This is a genomic window from Paenibacillus sp. FSL R5-0701 (assembly GCF_037973995.1).
Taxonomy (GTDB): domain Bacteria; phylum Bacillota; class Bacilli; order Paenibacillales; family Paenibacillaceae; genus Paenibacillus.
The window spans coordinates 5,929,961-5,944,731 of record NZ_CP150230.1; the positions used below are offsets into that span (position 1 = coordinate 5,929,961).

At 45.2% G+C, this 14,771-nt stretch carries 14 protein-coding genes; 4 read left to right on the plus strand and 10 right to left on the minus strand.

Features of this window, described 5'->3' with window-relative positions; all coding sequences use genetic code 11:
- Positions 1–81: 81 nt before the first annotated feature.
- Together MKZ13_RS26290 and MKZ13_RS26295 are read right to left on the minus strand one after the other, a co-directional pair.
- A complete protein-coding gene (locus MKZ13_RS26290) occupies positions 82–807 on the minus strand; it encodes a pirin family protein (protein WP_036607001.1) in 726 nt (241 codons plus the stop codon).
- A 138-nt stretch (positions 808–945) separates the two neighbouring features.
- Positions 946–1,965 carry an asparaginase gene (locus tag MKZ13_RS26295; RefSeq protein WP_339179405.1) on the minus strand — a complete coding sequence of 340 codons (1,020 nt, stop codon included), beginning with the start codon at positions 1,963–1,965 and terminating at the stop codon, positions 946–948.
- A 177-nt stretch (positions 1,966–2,142) separates the two neighbouring features.
- Here MKZ13_RS26295 and MKZ13_RS26300 point away from each other — a divergent pair, with 177 nt between their 5' ends.
- From MKZ13_RS26300 to MKZ13_RS26315, 4 genes are all read left to right on the plus strand, one after another.
- On the plus strand, positions 2,143–2,844 hold the full coding sequence (locus MKZ13_RS26300; RefSeq protein WP_221820809.1) for a phosphatase PAP2 family protein: 702 nt from the start codon (positions 2,143–2,145) through the stop codon (positions 2,842–2,844).
- 134 nt (positions 2,845–2,978) lie between these two features.
- Entirely contained in the window at positions 2,979–3,236 is a 258-nt protein-coding gene (locus tag MKZ13_RS26305; RefSeq protein WP_017692278.1) for a GlsB/YeaQ/YmgE family stress response membrane protein, read from the plus strand.
- Positions 3,237–3,300: 64 nt separating this feature from the next.
- Complete coding sequence (locus MKZ13_RS26310; RefSeq protein WP_076212649.1) at positions 3,301–3,708, plus strand: YtxH domain-containing protein; 408 nt, start codon at positions 3,301–3,303, stop codon at positions 3,706–3,708.
- A gap of 84 nt (positions 3,709–3,792) precedes the next feature.
- Positions 3,793–4,158: a DUF5665 domain-containing protein gene (locus MKZ13_RS26315; protein ID WP_221820807.1), complete on the plus strand. Its 366-nt coding sequence runs from the start codon at positions 3,793–3,795 to the stop codon at positions 4,156–4,158.
- Positions 4,159–4,175: 17 nt separating this feature from the next.
- Here the strand turns inward: MKZ13_RS26315 and MKZ13_RS26320 are convergent, their stop codons facing one another.
- The 8 genes from MKZ13_RS26320 to MKZ13_RS26355 form a co-directional block, all read right to left on the minus strand.
- Positions 4,176–5,216 (minus strand): magnesium transporter CorA family protein, encoded by a 1,041-nt coding sequence (locus MKZ13_RS26320; RefSeq protein WP_339179407.1) that lies wholly within the window; start codon positions 5,214–5,216, stop codon positions 4,176–4,178.
- 118 nt (positions 5,217–5,334) lie between these two features.
- A complete protein-coding gene (locus MKZ13_RS26325; RefSeq protein ID WP_047841571.1) occupies positions 5,335–6,108 on the minus strand; it encodes a sigma-70 family RNA polymerase sigma factor in 774 nt (257 codons plus the stop codon).
- Positions 6,105–6,557, minus strand: a complete 453-nt coding sequence (gene rsbW / locus MKZ13_RS26330; protein ID WP_076212654.1) for an anti-sigma B factor RsbW — start codon at positions 6,555–6,557, stop codon at positions 6,105–6,107. Before rsbW ends, MKZ13_RS26325 begins: the two co-directional genes overlap by 4 nt.
- A gap of 18 nt (positions 6,558–6,575) precedes the next feature.
- Positions 6,576–6,914, minus strand: a complete 339-nt coding sequence (locus MKZ13_RS26335) for an STAS domain-containing protein (RefSeq protein WP_036606989.1) — start codon at positions 6,912–6,914, stop codon at positions 6,576–6,578.
- 86 nt (positions 6,915–7,000) lie between these two features.
- Positions 7,001–8,677: a response regulator gene (locus MKZ13_RS26340; RefSeq protein WP_339179410.1), complete on the minus strand. Its 1,677-nt coding sequence runs from the start codon at positions 8,675–8,677 to the stop codon at positions 7,001–7,003.
- Positions 8,678–8,693: 16 nt separating this feature from the next.
- Positions 8,694–9,566 carry a protein-glutamate O-methyltransferase CheR gene (locus MKZ13_RS26345; protein WP_074096446.1) on the minus strand — a complete coding sequence of 291 codons (873 nt, stop codon included), beginning with the start codon at positions 9,564–9,566 and terminating at the stop codon, positions 8,694–8,696.
- An 86-nt stretch (positions 9,567–9,652) separates the two neighbouring features.
- Positions 9,653–13,378: a response regulator gene (locus MKZ13_RS26350; RefSeq protein WP_339179413.1), complete on the minus strand. Its 3,726-nt coding sequence runs from the start codon at positions 13,376–13,378 to the stop codon at positions 9,653–9,655.
- Positions 13,375–14,544, minus strand: a complete 1,170-nt coding sequence (locus tag MKZ13_RS26355; protein ID WP_221820800.1) for a fused response regulator/phosphatase — start codon at positions 14,542–14,544, stop codon at positions 13,375–13,377. The genes MKZ13_RS26350 and MKZ13_RS26355 overlap by 4 nt, the downstream gene beginning before the upstream one ends.
- Between the last annotated feature and the right edge of the window lie 227 nt (positions 14,545–14,771).

Sequence of the window (14,771 nt, forward strand, 5' to 3'; positions counted from 1 at the left end):
TGTTTCCACATCACCGTGGGAACAGGTCCTTTTTCACATATTCATATTTGAAGGCTATCTTCTACGGAATATATCTCATCCTTAGGGCAGGTCAACCAAAACAAATTCGGCAGGTTCACTGTCTGTGCTTGTGATTTGCAGATCACAGCTTTTGCGAATTCGTGCGGCATCCCCCGGCTTGAGGTTGAAGTTGCCATCTGAACAATGAATCTCTACATGTCCACTGATCAGAAAAAGATGTGTCCGTCGATCTTCGTGTTGCGGGTACATCAACTTTTTCCCGGACTCCAAATGGGACAGGTAACAGGTTACATCCTGAGAAATAGGCAATGCGCCTTCACTTCCCTCGCCCCCTTGCCCGGATACAATCGGACATAGACGATTCAAATGCTCCTGCGGCTCTATTCTCCGATTCGTATAGGAAGGTTTCAGCATACGCTCCGATGGCAAAAACCACATCTGGAGGAAACGTACCGGTTCATCCGCTGACGGATTGGTCTCGGAGTGTTCAACACCCGTACCCGCACTCATCACCTGGACCGTACCTGGTTCAAGCAATTGTTCTGTTCCCATACTATCCGTATGTTTGAGTGTACCTGATATGACATAACTGACAAGTTCAAGATCATGATGTGGATGTTTCTTAAAGCCTTCTTGCGGCATCAGCGTGTTTTCATTATGAGCCAACAGACAGCCAAAATGGGCGTTGCTTGGATCATCATAATCCGCAAAGGAAAAGCTGAATTCACTGTGTATCCAACCTCGATCCGACGTGTGCCTTTCTTCCGATGTCACCACTTTAATCATGTTCATCCACCTCCAAGGGTTTAGAGCTGCCACATTACCGCGGCAGTCCATGCGTGTATATGAATTGTATAGATGAATACCAGTTGGTATGCATCTTTACCCGGGGTCCGGCAACTCTAATCACGCCCCTTCTTAAGGTTATACGCTATCTTCAAGTGAGTGGAGAATGAACTCACTATCTGCATGACCTACAAGGGTACCCGCATCATTTCGGATGTCCGAAGGGAACACTTCAGCCAATCGTTCAATGGTTCTCTCATTGGAATAACCAATCTGTTTCAGGATGGATTGGGTAATGAACGCCCACTCTTCCTCGGAACCATCAAGCACCTTGAAGGTGATTCCCAGTCTTTCTTTTTTCAGACCAAATCCGAATACCCCCTTGAATCCACCCTTCGCTACAATGTTATCGTCTTCCAGCAGCACTGAATCTACACGCTCCGTGCCACCTACCATCAACGGATGTTCATTCATAGCTGATGTTATGGTCTCTACAGCTGTTCTTGTGGAAGGATCAGCAATAAGATCCGGACAAGCGAGCTTCAGATAAGCATTCGACAATGCCAACAACGGCAAAGAAAATACCGGAAAGCCGCAGCCATCCGTCCCAAGCTCAATCTCTTTTTCCTCAATACCTGCCAGGTCGGCAAAGGTTTCAAGAATTTCACGTTGTACCGGATGATCCGGTTCAGCGTAACTGCCCAGATCAACCTGCTTCATCTGACTGTACCCCAGAATTCCCAGATGTTTTCCGGAGCAGTTGTGCAAGATGCGCCGTTTCTCTCCTTGTGCACGTAACCATTGATTACGGCTTTCTTCATTAAGCGGATAGCTTGGTGCACAGATCAGGCATTCTTCTCCCAATCCGATCTTACCGGATAACTGCTCCAGCACCCGAATGTGTTCCGGTTCCGAACGATGCGAGGAGGACATAATGGCAATCTCCTGTGCTGATAGGCCATAGTGACTGGCAATTCCTGCCCGAATACCTGGAATGGCTTGAAAAGGTTTGGCAGATGAGCGAGTGAACGCTCTAAAATGAGGGTCACCAGCCGAGTATACGATTCGGCCATACTCATCCGTAATACTTATGTGTCCGTAATGGGCGCATTCCATAACGCCTGCACGGTATTCTTTAATTAACAAGGCACTCTCCATGCGAGTTCTCTCCTTTGTGCTCCCGATTTCATCTCTGCTTTGCGTCACGACGCCGCATGGGATATCTTAAATAGTATAGTACAAAAGCGACGTTTTTACAGTTTTTTCGACAGGCATTTCGGGTATAGCTTTATCATCTATGTTCATCTACTACCATAACTGAAGGAGAAACTCATTATGCCGCGCAAAACGTATTCATCAGCCTCATTCAGTTCAACTTCCGGTACGTTATTACGTCCACTCCTCAACTGGGGTTTGGCTGGTCTGGCCCTCAGCGCATCGGTCGTATTCATTCTGGCAGGTCTGGGTGCCTGGTTGGGTGCTGATGTTATTATTCGTCTGGATGATCAAATTCAGCAATTATTTTATCTGAATTCAGATTCACGTCTTCATCTGTTCCCTTACACTGCATTCATAACCTCACTGGGCTCATTCAAAATCTCTGCTGTGGCTGCAGGAGGTTTTGCTCTTCTTTTCTTCATACAACGCAGTCCAAGGTTTGTTATATATGGATATGCGCTCACAGGGAGTTTTGCCATGATGTGGGTTCTGAACACGTTATTGAAGGAATTTTTCAGACGAAGCAGACCGGAACTGGATCATCTGCTGGTCGTTCACGGGTACAGCTTTCCCAGCGGACATGCCATGATCTCCATGGGCTTCTACGGCATGCTCTTTGTAATCTGGGCCATTGAACGACAGCGACATAACTCTTCTAGTGTGTGGCTTCCTGTTCTATGTGGTATCAGTTTTATTTTCTTGATTGGTCTCAGCCGGATCATGTTGGGCGTTCATTATCCTACCGATGTATTTACTGGATTTACTGCTGGATTGGCATGGATCTTCTGCATGGTTAAAGGCATTAAACAAAGCCGCTAAAGAATGAATTCCTCTGATTTCCAGTTCATTCATCCTGATCTTTATTGTTTCACAGGGTTGCACGGGGTTTATATACGAAGTAAGCAAACGCGAACAGACAACATCCTACATCAAGTTTAAAGGAGGCGGTTGTTATGTGGGGCATCATTATCAGCATTGTGATGGCTGTCATCATCGGTTTGATCGGAGATGCACTTGCCGGTCACAACATGCCTGGAGGCATAATCGGTGCAATGATTGCCGGATTTGCCGGAGCCTGGCTGGGAGCACTTTTGCTTGGTAACTGGGGACCAGTTATCGGTAACTTTGCCATCATCCCTGCCATCATTGGTACAGCGCTCTTTGTTTTCTTGCTGGGGCTTGTGTCCAGACTGCTAAGACAGGCTGCCTGATTCGGGCAACAAGGTGTTCGTTGTTTCGTATTTGTTTCTTAAATTGAAGAAGGAGTGATTAGACATGAATAAAGCAGAAGAGCAATATCCTGTACAGACGGGTTCAACTTTCGCAAAAGGTATTTTCATCGGGGGTTTGCTGGGAGCTGCAGCAGCACTACTCTTTGCGCCTAAACCGGGACGTGAATTGCGTGGTGACCTTTCCGAGAAAGTGGGCATCGTTACTGACCGCACTAAAGAAGTGGCAACTGTTGTAAGTGACAAAGCAACTGAACTGGCTAAAACGGTCTCTTCCAAAACTTCCGACATTGCAAAAACGGTAAATCAAGGCCGCAATGATGTAATGGACTCTGTGAGAAAAGCGTCCGCTGATGTGGCTAACGAAGCATCCCGTGCATCTGATGAAGTGGCTGCCGCTTCCGTTGAAGCGAAGGAAGATGCACGTAAAGAACTTAACTCGACCAGCCTGTAAGGCGATACAGATCGAGAGACCAATAGCCAGCTGCACTTCAGCTGGCTATTTTTTATCCAATGCGAGTTGAGGAGGACGAATAATATGAGTAAAGTTACAATCAATGGTAATACTCCAATTGCGGGAGGAACACCGACACAGCAGTATGATACAAGCGAGCATCCTTTTGAATTGCGTCATGAGGTAAAACGATTGAACACCCGTCTGGACCAGATTGCGGACAGTCTGGAGAGAGCACAGATCAAGGATATTATTGAGAATTACAGCAGTCCCAAGAAGCGGATCATTACTAACTTTACAGCAGGAATGGCAAGAGGACTCGGCCTAACTGTAGGTACCTTTGTTGTTCTGGGTTTGCTGGCGTTCATTCTCAGTCAATTCGTCAATATGCCGATTGTTGGACAATATATTGCTGATTTACTTGGTTACATTGAAGATTACAAAAACTAAGAGGACTAGCCAATAGGCTATCCCCTACGCGTTTCAGTTGCTCCTTTTTTCTCGATCTCTTCAGCTGAAGGCTGTGAAGACTTCACTTTGAGCAGGTCTCCTGTCCATCCTTTCATCATCAGCCATACATACATGCTGATCATGCTTAAGATAATAACGACAAGGACCAGTACAACTCCCCATGATTTGTCGATAAAGGGCAGGTTCTCAAAGTTCATCCCCCATATCGCGCCAGCTGCCGTGGCAGGTATGAACACAGCGGTAACTATGGTTAGCGTCTTCATAATCTCATTCCCACGAACTCCTGAGATCGCATTATCAATGGAAATTAACGTATCGATCTCTTTCTCGTAATGATTGAACAGACGCTCCATACGTTCCACACGATATTGAAGCTGTAGAAAGAAACGATTGTCTTTCATCTCACTCAGGTAGGCTTCATGGGCAGCGGCCATGAGTTCCGAGTACGGGATAAACAGATTGCTCCAGTATAACAATTCAAATCGGGCTGCGAGAATCTGGTCCATCAAGGTACGTGCATTACGAGACTCCATCTTCCGTTCCAGATCACGCAGGTTCACCTCAAAGTGATCCATACCCACATGATAGTAATGCAGTATTGCTCGAAAAAGTACGAACATGCCATCCCTCGCCACTGTACATTGTTGCAACATATTCGCACGTTCATCTGTCTTCATAATACCTCTTGTATTTTCATCCATATTCAAGGTAACCAGGTTGGTGCGATCGACATAAAAGAACATCTGATTATCTTTTCTTTTGTCATCTCTCTCATTTTTAATCGCGTACAACAAGGAGCCAAATATGACGGGCTCAGTACCATTCACGAAACGGACGGATAGATAATTCGATTCCACTTCCGGAATTTTATGAAGCCAATACTGCATATCGGGAAATGACTCTGCCAGCTCCTCCAAGGCATTTTTCATGCTATCCGTATCAGGTGCAACCCAATCCCACCATTGCCAATGGTCTGAGCAAGATAACTTGTCGCGACGGGCTTCCAGCTTGATTTGGTTCACAATCACAATATCCACTCCTGCACATATGTTTATTGCATACAACCTTTTTAATCCCAAAAAGGACACGTATGTATTCCAATGGAATTACGTGTCCTTCTCTATGCCGTACTCAACAACATCAGGGATTCATCTTTCATAACATTGAAGCATTGGACATGATCTGTTTCAATTTCTCTGTAGCTCGCTTCTGAATCCGAGATACACTCATCTGTGAAACACCAAGCTTCTGGGCAATTGCCCGCTGAGATTGGCCATCCTGGAATGCTAGAATAAGTACCTGCTGCTCTTGTTCCTTCAATTGTCCCAATGCCTGTTGCAAGTCCATCCGTTTTTCGACCGAATCATAGTCATTAACATCTGCACTGATCAGTTCTCCCAATGTTGCTGCACTGTCATCCTGAGATAAAGGAGAATCGAGTGATACATAATGGTAACATTCCCGACCAGCCAGAACTTCAATCGTCTCTTCTGCAGTCAAATCAAGGTATTCAGCAATTTCGTTCACACCGGGTGAGCGCTCCAACTTGACGGTTAACTCATCAATGGCATGTTGCACAAGGGCTCCCTTTTCCTTAATCCTCCGGGGCACCTGAATATACCAGGATTTGTCACGCAAGTAGTTCTTCATATGACCGATCATACTCTTCATGGCATAAGGTTCAAACGGAATACCTAGGTTGATATCGTATTGCTTAAGCAATCGAATCAAGGCCATCTGCCCGGTCTGATACAAATCTTCGTATAGATCGGGGCGATTCCGAGCGATTTTACCTGCTGCCATCTTAACCATTGGTTCATATTTACGGATGAGAACTGTTGCAATTTCATTATCTTGGGTCTGCTGGTATTCCCAGATCAAACCTATAGCTTCAGACATGGACTCTGGGGGAGTCACTTTTTCATTCATACTTTCTCCTCACTTCTTGCAAGACGTTTTACGAGTACTACTTTCGTACCTTTGCCCGTCTCACTTTCCACACTGACATCGTCCATCAAGGCTTGCATCAGGTAGAACCCAAGTCCGCCAATCTGTGCTTCTGTCAGTTCTTTGTCGTGAAGACCAGCACGTGACACAGCAGGATTCATGTTCTCGAAGCTGGCACCTTCGTCCTTGACAGTAATGGACAATGTTTCGCCTTCCACTTCGAATACAACTTCAACCATGCCACCTTCGTGTGAGTAGGCATACAGTACAGAGTTATTACAGGCCTCGGATACAGCAACTTTCATATCCTCAATGTCTTCATAAGAAAATCCCATTTTGGATGCTACTCCATAAAGATTAAGTCTTACAATATCAACGTAATCAGCTGTCGCCGGTAAATTAAGGGTGACTCTTTGAACTTCTGCATTCATTCCTTTTTCGATCCTTTCCTATTGGGAATTCTTCTGTGTGACAAAGAATTTGGCGATGCCCGTCATGTCAAAAAGTTTCTGAATCTGCGCAGGAACTTCCTGTACTTCAAAGCGAGCTTCCATTCCATGTCTTGCCTTCAGAACAGATAACAGGATACCAATCCCTGTACTATCGATATACTTCAATTCTTTCATGTTAATCACAAGATCCTGTTCCTTGTTATCCACGAGCGGCTCCATCACCAAGCGGAAGTCAGGAGCAACCGACAAATCCAGTTCGCCAGTCAGATACACCGTGCACACGCCGTCCTGAGTTTCAGTTCTTGCATTGAATTTTTCATTTTTATTTGTATTCATTAGACATCTCTCTCCTGATCAATGGTTTCCTTACCTAATAACCCAACTTCAGCACAAGTGAAACAGAAAGGAGTTTGGAAAATGTTTCAATTGGCCTGATTCATGGCTGAGGGACCTGGGTCTAACATTTGTCGTTGTTTCTGAAACTGGGCTATTTTTTGTTTTACATTGCCCATTTTTACCGGTTTACTAATATAATCATCCATGCCGGCAGCAATACAGCGTTGCTGAATACCTTCCATCACGTTAGCAGTCATCGCTATAATGATTGGCTGATTGGACTGGGACAGGCTCTCTCGAATCCGTCGTGTACATTCCAAACCGTCCATAACAGGCATCTGCAGATCCATAAACACATAGTCATAGGGATAACGGCTGCCGTTTACCATATCGAGTGCGGTCTGCCCATCTTCAGCAATGTCTGAGAGCAACCCAAGTTTACCGAGCATAATCGCCATCAACTTCTGGTTAATAGGATGATCATCCACGATTAATACCGTAGGATATTTATTCTCATTTTTCACATCCGTTGGTTTCTCTTCCCCGTTCCTCTGGACCAGTTCAGTTTCTACATAACGTTTCGCCTGAATTGTGAATACAAACGTTGCTCCCCGTTGCTCTGTTGTATCCAGGTAGATCTGTCCACCCATCATTTCAACCAGAGTCTTGCATATTGCCAGTCCTAAGCCAGTTCCACCGTATTTACGTGTCATGGATGTATCCAACTGGGAAAACGGCTGGAACAGGCGATCCACTTTGTCTGAAGCGATACCTATCCCAGTGTCTTTAACGGCAAACTCCAATGCCATTTGCCCATCCTTTTCTTCCTTAACCGACACGATCAAATACACTCCACCCTGATCGGTAAATTTGATCGCATTTGCAATAAGATTCAAGAGAACCTGGCGGAGCCTTGCCATGTCTCCATAGATTAATTCAGGGACAGAATCTTCCAGGAAATAATCCAGTTCCAGGTTCTTTTTGCCTGCTTCTGCAGCAAACAATCCCAGCACTTCCCGAATACAGGAGACAATTTCAAAAGGATGCTCTTCAAGTTCCATTTTGCCGGATTCCATCTTGGTAAAATCAAGAATGTCGTTGATGACCGTGACAAGTGCATCTGCGCTGCGACGAACGATATCTGCATATTCCTTCTGGTCTTCCCTCAGTTCCGTTTCCATCAGCAGATCAACCATGCCGATAACTCCGTTCATCGGTGTACGAATCTCATGACTCATCATTGCCAGGAACTCGGTCTTTGCATTGGCTGCAATTTCTGCTTCTTCCTTGGCCTGAATGAGTTGTTGGTTCATTTTCTCCAGTTCCTGTGTCTTCTGGTGAAGAAGCATGGTCTGTGTCTTCAAACGTTTATTGGTGATAAACATCTCCACAAAGCCCTCGATTTTGGATTTCAAAATCTGAGGAATAAATGGTTTAACCATGTAATCAATGGCCCCGGCTGAATATCCGGCAAACAAGTGCTCCGCTTCTCTGCTATTGGCAGAGATGAATATAATCGGCACATCCTTGGACTTGTCCCGTGCCTTAATTAACTTTGCTGTCTCAATTCCGTCCATTCCAGGCATCTGCACATCGAGAACGATAACCGCAAATTCGTCTTTTAGCAGACAGCGGAGTGCCTCTTCTCCGGAAGTTGCCTTAACGAGTTTATATTGTTCCGATTCCAGAACTGCTTCAAGAGCAAGCAAGTTCTCAGGGCGGTCATCTACCAATAATATGTGGATTGGTTCATTGAGCCCCATGGCTAACCCTAACCCCCTATTTGATCTTCCGGTATATTTTTTCGGTCCGGTCTAACGGCTCATAGGTATCACTGAACTCTGTAAAATGTATCGATTCTTTCGACCCCAGAACCAGAATACCAAAGTGGCTCAAGCTCTCATGAAACAGCCCATGCACATGGTTCCGCAGTTCATCATTAAAATAAATCATGACATTACGGCAAAAGATAACATTGAACTCGTTAAATGACCGATCTGTTGCCAGGTTGTGCTCGGCGAAAATGATGTTCTTCCGTAGAAAAGGATGAAATATCACCGAATTGTATTTCGCTGTATAGTACTCGGAGAAGGCTCTGGTACCCCCTGCCTCCAAATAATTTGTAGTAAATAGTTTCATTTTTTCAATACCGTATACGCCTTCTTTGGCCTGTTGCAAAGAGCGATCATTCATATCCGTTGCGTAGATTCTCGCCTTGTCATACAGTCCTTCCTCATGCAACATGATGGCCATGGAATAAACTTCCTCTCCCGTAGAGCATCCCGCATGCCATATTCGGATATACGGATAGGTTCTCAGGATAGGAATAATCTGCTCCCGAAACATTCGGAAAAGCGAAGGATCTCGAAACATTTCCGTTACAGGGATGGATAAGTTCTGTACAAAACGGTCAAACGCGGAACGGTCATGAAGAACACGTTCCTGTAAGCCGGATATGCTCTTAACACCTTCAGCATGTGCATGATGCCAGATTCTTCGTTTCAGGGATGGCAGTGCATAGTTTCTAAAATCATATCCATATAAACGGTGCATGCCTTCCAGCAGCAACTCAATCTCGATCAGCTCGCGCTCTTCATCTTGCGGCATACGGACCAAATCTGCCCCCGTCTCGGTAGGTTCCCACGGTGTCATAAGTTCTCTCCACTTCTTCATTTGTTACTTGCGTATTCGTTGTATTGTCTTTCATTACCCAAACAATGAACATACGAATAATGAACTTACGAATACAGCCAAACGCGCATTAAGGATAACAATTGATCTGTCTGGATCGGTTTTTTCACATAATCAGATGCTCCGGCCTCAATACATTTGCCGCGATCCTCTTTCATGGCTTTGGCCGTAAGCGCAATAATCGGCAACTTTTCAAACTGCGGGATCTGTCTGATTCGTGTCATCGCTTCATAACCGTCCATCTCTGGCATCATCATATCCATCAGTACCAGATCAAACTCCGGATTTTTGTCCAAAATCTCCAAAGCCTCTCGTCCGTTCTCAGCAAACGTCACATCCATCCGATAGCCTTCAAGAACACTTGAAAGGGCAAATACATTACGAATATCGTCATCTACAAGCAATATTTTCTTGCCTTCAAACAACGTTTCCTTGTTGTGTAGTTTCTGCAAGATTCGACGCTTGTCTTCCGGCAAATTGGCTTCTACCCGATGCAGGAACAATGTAGTTTCATCCAGCAAACGTTCCGGTGACTTCACATCTTTGATAATGATGGATTCCGCATATTTGCGCAGCTTCATTTCTTCCTTGGAATCCAGTTCTTTGCCTGTATAAATTATAATCGGCAGATCGTTCAGATATTCATCATCGCGAATCTGGTCAAGCAACTCAAACCCGGTCATATCCGTTAACATCAGATCAAGTACCATACAGTCATAACGCTGGCTGTGTAATTCATTCAAAGCCTCACTACCTGTCGATACAGCGGTGATTGCAACATCATCATGACCAATCAATTCAATAATGGCTTTACGCTGAATTTCATCATCTTCGACGATCAACAGTCGTTTCAATTGATTCTCGGTGTATGATTTGATATGCGAGAATGCTTTATCCAGTGAATCCTTGCTCGAAGGTTTTTTCAGATACGCAATGGCGCCCATCATCAGACCTTGCTTCATATCATCAATGACTGAAATCACATGAACCGGAATGTGGCGTGTTGCCGAACTGCTCTTCAGCTCGCCCAGAATGGTCCAACCATCCATCACCGGCAATTGAATATCCAGGATAATGGCATCCGGCAGATATTGACGTGCCATTTCAAGTCCTTTATCACCTTGAAGGGCAACAAGTGCTTTGAAGCCTCTTCCTCTCGCCATATCCATCAAAATATGTGCAAAGTTCACATCATCCTCAATGATGAGGAGGATTTTGTCACTCTCCATGATATTCTCCCGATCATCTTCGATCTGTGTGACATCTGGAGTATGGGTAGGAGACAGATCTGTACCCACGCTACGCTCCGGATCAGGAGAGAGAATGGACTGATGACTTGAAAACATGGTCCGTGCTTCGATGGACTGTTCATAAAGATCCTCTGAGGAAACAGCCGCTTCTCTTGAAGCACCTTCCTCTGCCAAGGCTTCCTCTTCATGATTATCCGGCAGGTACAAGGTAAAGCAGCTACCTTCCCCTTCGGATGATTCCACCTGGATTGCGCCACCAAGCAAACGTGCCAGTTCCCTGCTAATGGACAATCCCAGGCCAGTTCCACCGTATTTCCGACTTGTGGTCCCGTCTACTTGCTGGAACGCTTCAAAGATCAGATCCGTCTTGTCCGATGGAATGCCAATGCCCGTATCTTTCACACTGAATCCGAGATATTCCTGATTGGTGTTCATATAACCCGGCAGCTCTTCCGGTTTCATCCGTCGTCCAATCAGACTAACCGAACCTCGATTGGTAAACTTAAATGCGTTTGACAACAAATTCCGTAAAATCTGTTTCACGCGATGACTGTCAGTGTATACCCATTCCGGTAGATCGCTGTCGAACTCAATATTCAAGTTCAGTTCCTTTTTATTCGCCATCGGTCCAAAGTTCTGCTGAACAAAGCTGGTCAGTTCTTCCATTCGAACTGTCTCATAATTGATATCCATCTTGCCTGCGTCCACCTTGGACAGATCCAGAATCTCATCAATCATCTTCAGCAGATCCGCGCCCGACATGTAGATGGTTTGCGCATATTCCTGCTGTTTGTCAGTCAGATTTCCACCCTTGTTCTCCGACAATAACTGGGACAAAATGAGTAGACTGTTCAATGGTGTACGGAGTTCATGTGACATATTCGCTAAAAATTCGGACTTGTACTTACTTGTCATCGACAGCTGTGTAGCTTGCTGTTCCAACTGTGTCTTCGTTTTCTCAATTTCGTCATTCTTCTCTTCAACTTCACGTACCTGCTCTTCAAGCGCCCGCGTCTTGGCAATGAGCTCCGTATTGAAATGCTCCAGTTCTTCCTGCTGACGCTGCAGCAATTCCTCGGAACGTTTAAGTGCCTCTGTCTGCTCCTCCAGATTCTCATTGGAACGACGAAGTTCTTCTTGCTGTGTCTGCAATTCTTCCGATTGAACCTGCAGTTCCTCAGTCAGTGCCTGGGATTCACGGAGCAGCTCCTCCACACGCAAACGACGTCGAACGTTGTTCAAAATTACGCCCAGGTTCATAATCAGTTGTGTGAACAACTGCTTGTGAAGTTCATTGAAACCTTCAAAGGAAGCCACTTCAACTACACCAATCAGTTCATCTTCAAACACGACAGGATAGATCATGATACCCGCAGCACGTGTTGAGCCTGAAGCTGAACCAATATGCACGTAATCTTCAGGCGTATTTTCCAGAATAATCGGTGTCATATCCAGCGCGGCTTGACCAATCAGGCCTTCACCGATGCGATACATTTCTTTACCAACATCTTCGTTCTCTTCAAATGCGTATGCACCGTAACGTCTCAATTCGTCGGGATGTTTCTCCTCATCGATCAGATAGACGACACCCAACTGAGCGCCAAGCACAGGTGTGAACTCACTGATAAACATCTGTGAAATTTGGCGAATGGAGCCAATCCCCCGAAGCAGCTCCGGGACTCTTGCGATGTTTGAACTCATCCAGTTTTGATCCTGCTGAGCCTGTACATAAGCCTTCTCGATTTCCAGTTTTTCTTCCAGATCATTGGATACATCTTTGAACACACTGGCAATCTGACCAATTTCATCCTTGGATTTGACCTGAATGCGCCGAATGGTTCGGTAACGCCCTTTACCAAAGCTGGTAATCATCATAGATACAGTGTTCAGACCCCGTGTAATACTCGGCAGCACCCACATAATGACACCCAATGCAAGCAACAACCCTGCAATCATGATACTTATCGTGATCTGTACAGCTCTCGTATACGCTGCATTAGCGTTCTTGATCTCGGCATCAATCTCTTGGTCCTGATAACGGGACAGAGCATTCAAACTATCCACAGCTTCTTTTTGCACCGCAAGTCCTGTTGAATTGCGGTAGTTATTCGCATCTTCTACCCTGCTTTGGGACATCAGGTTGATCTGTCTCGTTGCATAGGAGGTATAAGCCGTCCACGCAGTATTCACACGATCCACCAGTTGATGTTCAGGTGCACTGTCTGCTCGGTCTCTTACTTCAACGAGGTTGCGATCGCCTCGATCCTTCATCTCCTTCAGGTCAGCGTCTGCTGCTGCAGTCGAGTTGTTTGGATTCAATAACAAGTTAGCCAGCACTTTAGCGATGTCATTAACCTCTCCGCGTGCAGCAGAAGTGAATCTTACTTTGAGATAACGTTCCTGATACATCTGATCTATCTGTTGATTACTGCTGTTCAGCCGTTCATAACTCACAAACGTGAGCACGATCAAAATGGCCATCAGAGCGGTAAAACCAATCAGCAGTTTATTCCTGATCTTCATTCATCCCCCGCCCCTTTATCCAAAGTAATCCAGACCAGACATTTATCATCATCCCGCTCCTGGGGAATTTCGTCATCAAAAAACATGGCCTGCATGGCAGCTTCATTCCACTGATGTGACCCGGTCAGTTTTTCAATCAGGAATTCATGTTGTTCTTCCTGCCCGCCCTGAACAGCTTCCAATAATCCATCCGTATAGAGTGCAATATGCCCGTCACCCTCGTAATGGATCGTTTGTGGTTCAATATCCATTTTGTCAAATAAACCAACAGGACAGCAGACACTGTCAAATGTGGTGACACTGCCGTCGTTTCGGAAAAATAAAGCAGGTGGATGCCCTGCATTAACATAATCAATGCGCTTCATCCGTGTATCAACGACCAGATAAATGGCCGTGAAATAATACTGCACCAATTGTTTTTCCAGATGGAGCTGGTTAAAACGACGGTTCAACTCCTGAATGACCTTCTCTGGATCCACATAAGTGGTAACCGTATCTTTCAACACAGAAGCGATAAACATGGTAAACAGGGATGAAGATATCCCGTGTCCCATCATGTCGAGCAGCAGTACTCCGTAACGGCCTTCCCCAAGGGGGTACCAAGAATACAGATCACCCGCAAGCTCAAAGGATGGTTTATAGATGGCATGCACTTGGAACAGCGGGTCCCTAATTGCCGGACTTAAAACAGCATTTTGGACCATCGCTGCCAACTTGAGCTCATCCTGAATACGTTGATCACGCTCTTTATGCCAATCCTTCTCCTGTTTCAGACGAAGTGCGAGTCGAATTCTGGCCATCAGTTCGACTTTATTAATCGGTTTGGTCACATAGTCAGATGCACCTGCATCCAATGCTTCGGCAAGTTTCTTGGAGTCCCCGATGGCAGTCACCATAATAATCGGTATATCCTTCAGATTCTCAAATTTCTGCACAATACTGCAGGCTTCGATGCCGTCCATCTCGGGCATCATCATATCTAGCAAAATCAGGTCAATATCCGACGGTTTTGGACGAAGTTCGTTGCTTTCCTCCCCAATTCCCAACACTTCAAACATTTCCATGGCGGAACTCGCCGTTGCAATGTCACGATAGTTTTCTTTTTTCAGAATTTCTCGAATGATAATGACATTCGTCGGATTGTCGTCAACAATAAGTATTCTCATTGATATCTCCTTATCTGTGGCGTCCGGGTTTGTCGATTCTTATTAAGTTAAAACGAACGTTGATTATACAAATTTTGCATACAAAACGGCAGTAGACATAATAATTCCTAGTATAACTATAATCGTAAAAACAAAAAACTTCTATTAATACGTGTTCAAAAAGACCTGTTTTCAGTACCGAGAAGATGGGATAAAGCTAGAAATGGAGTAGCGGAGCGTAGGGAAAA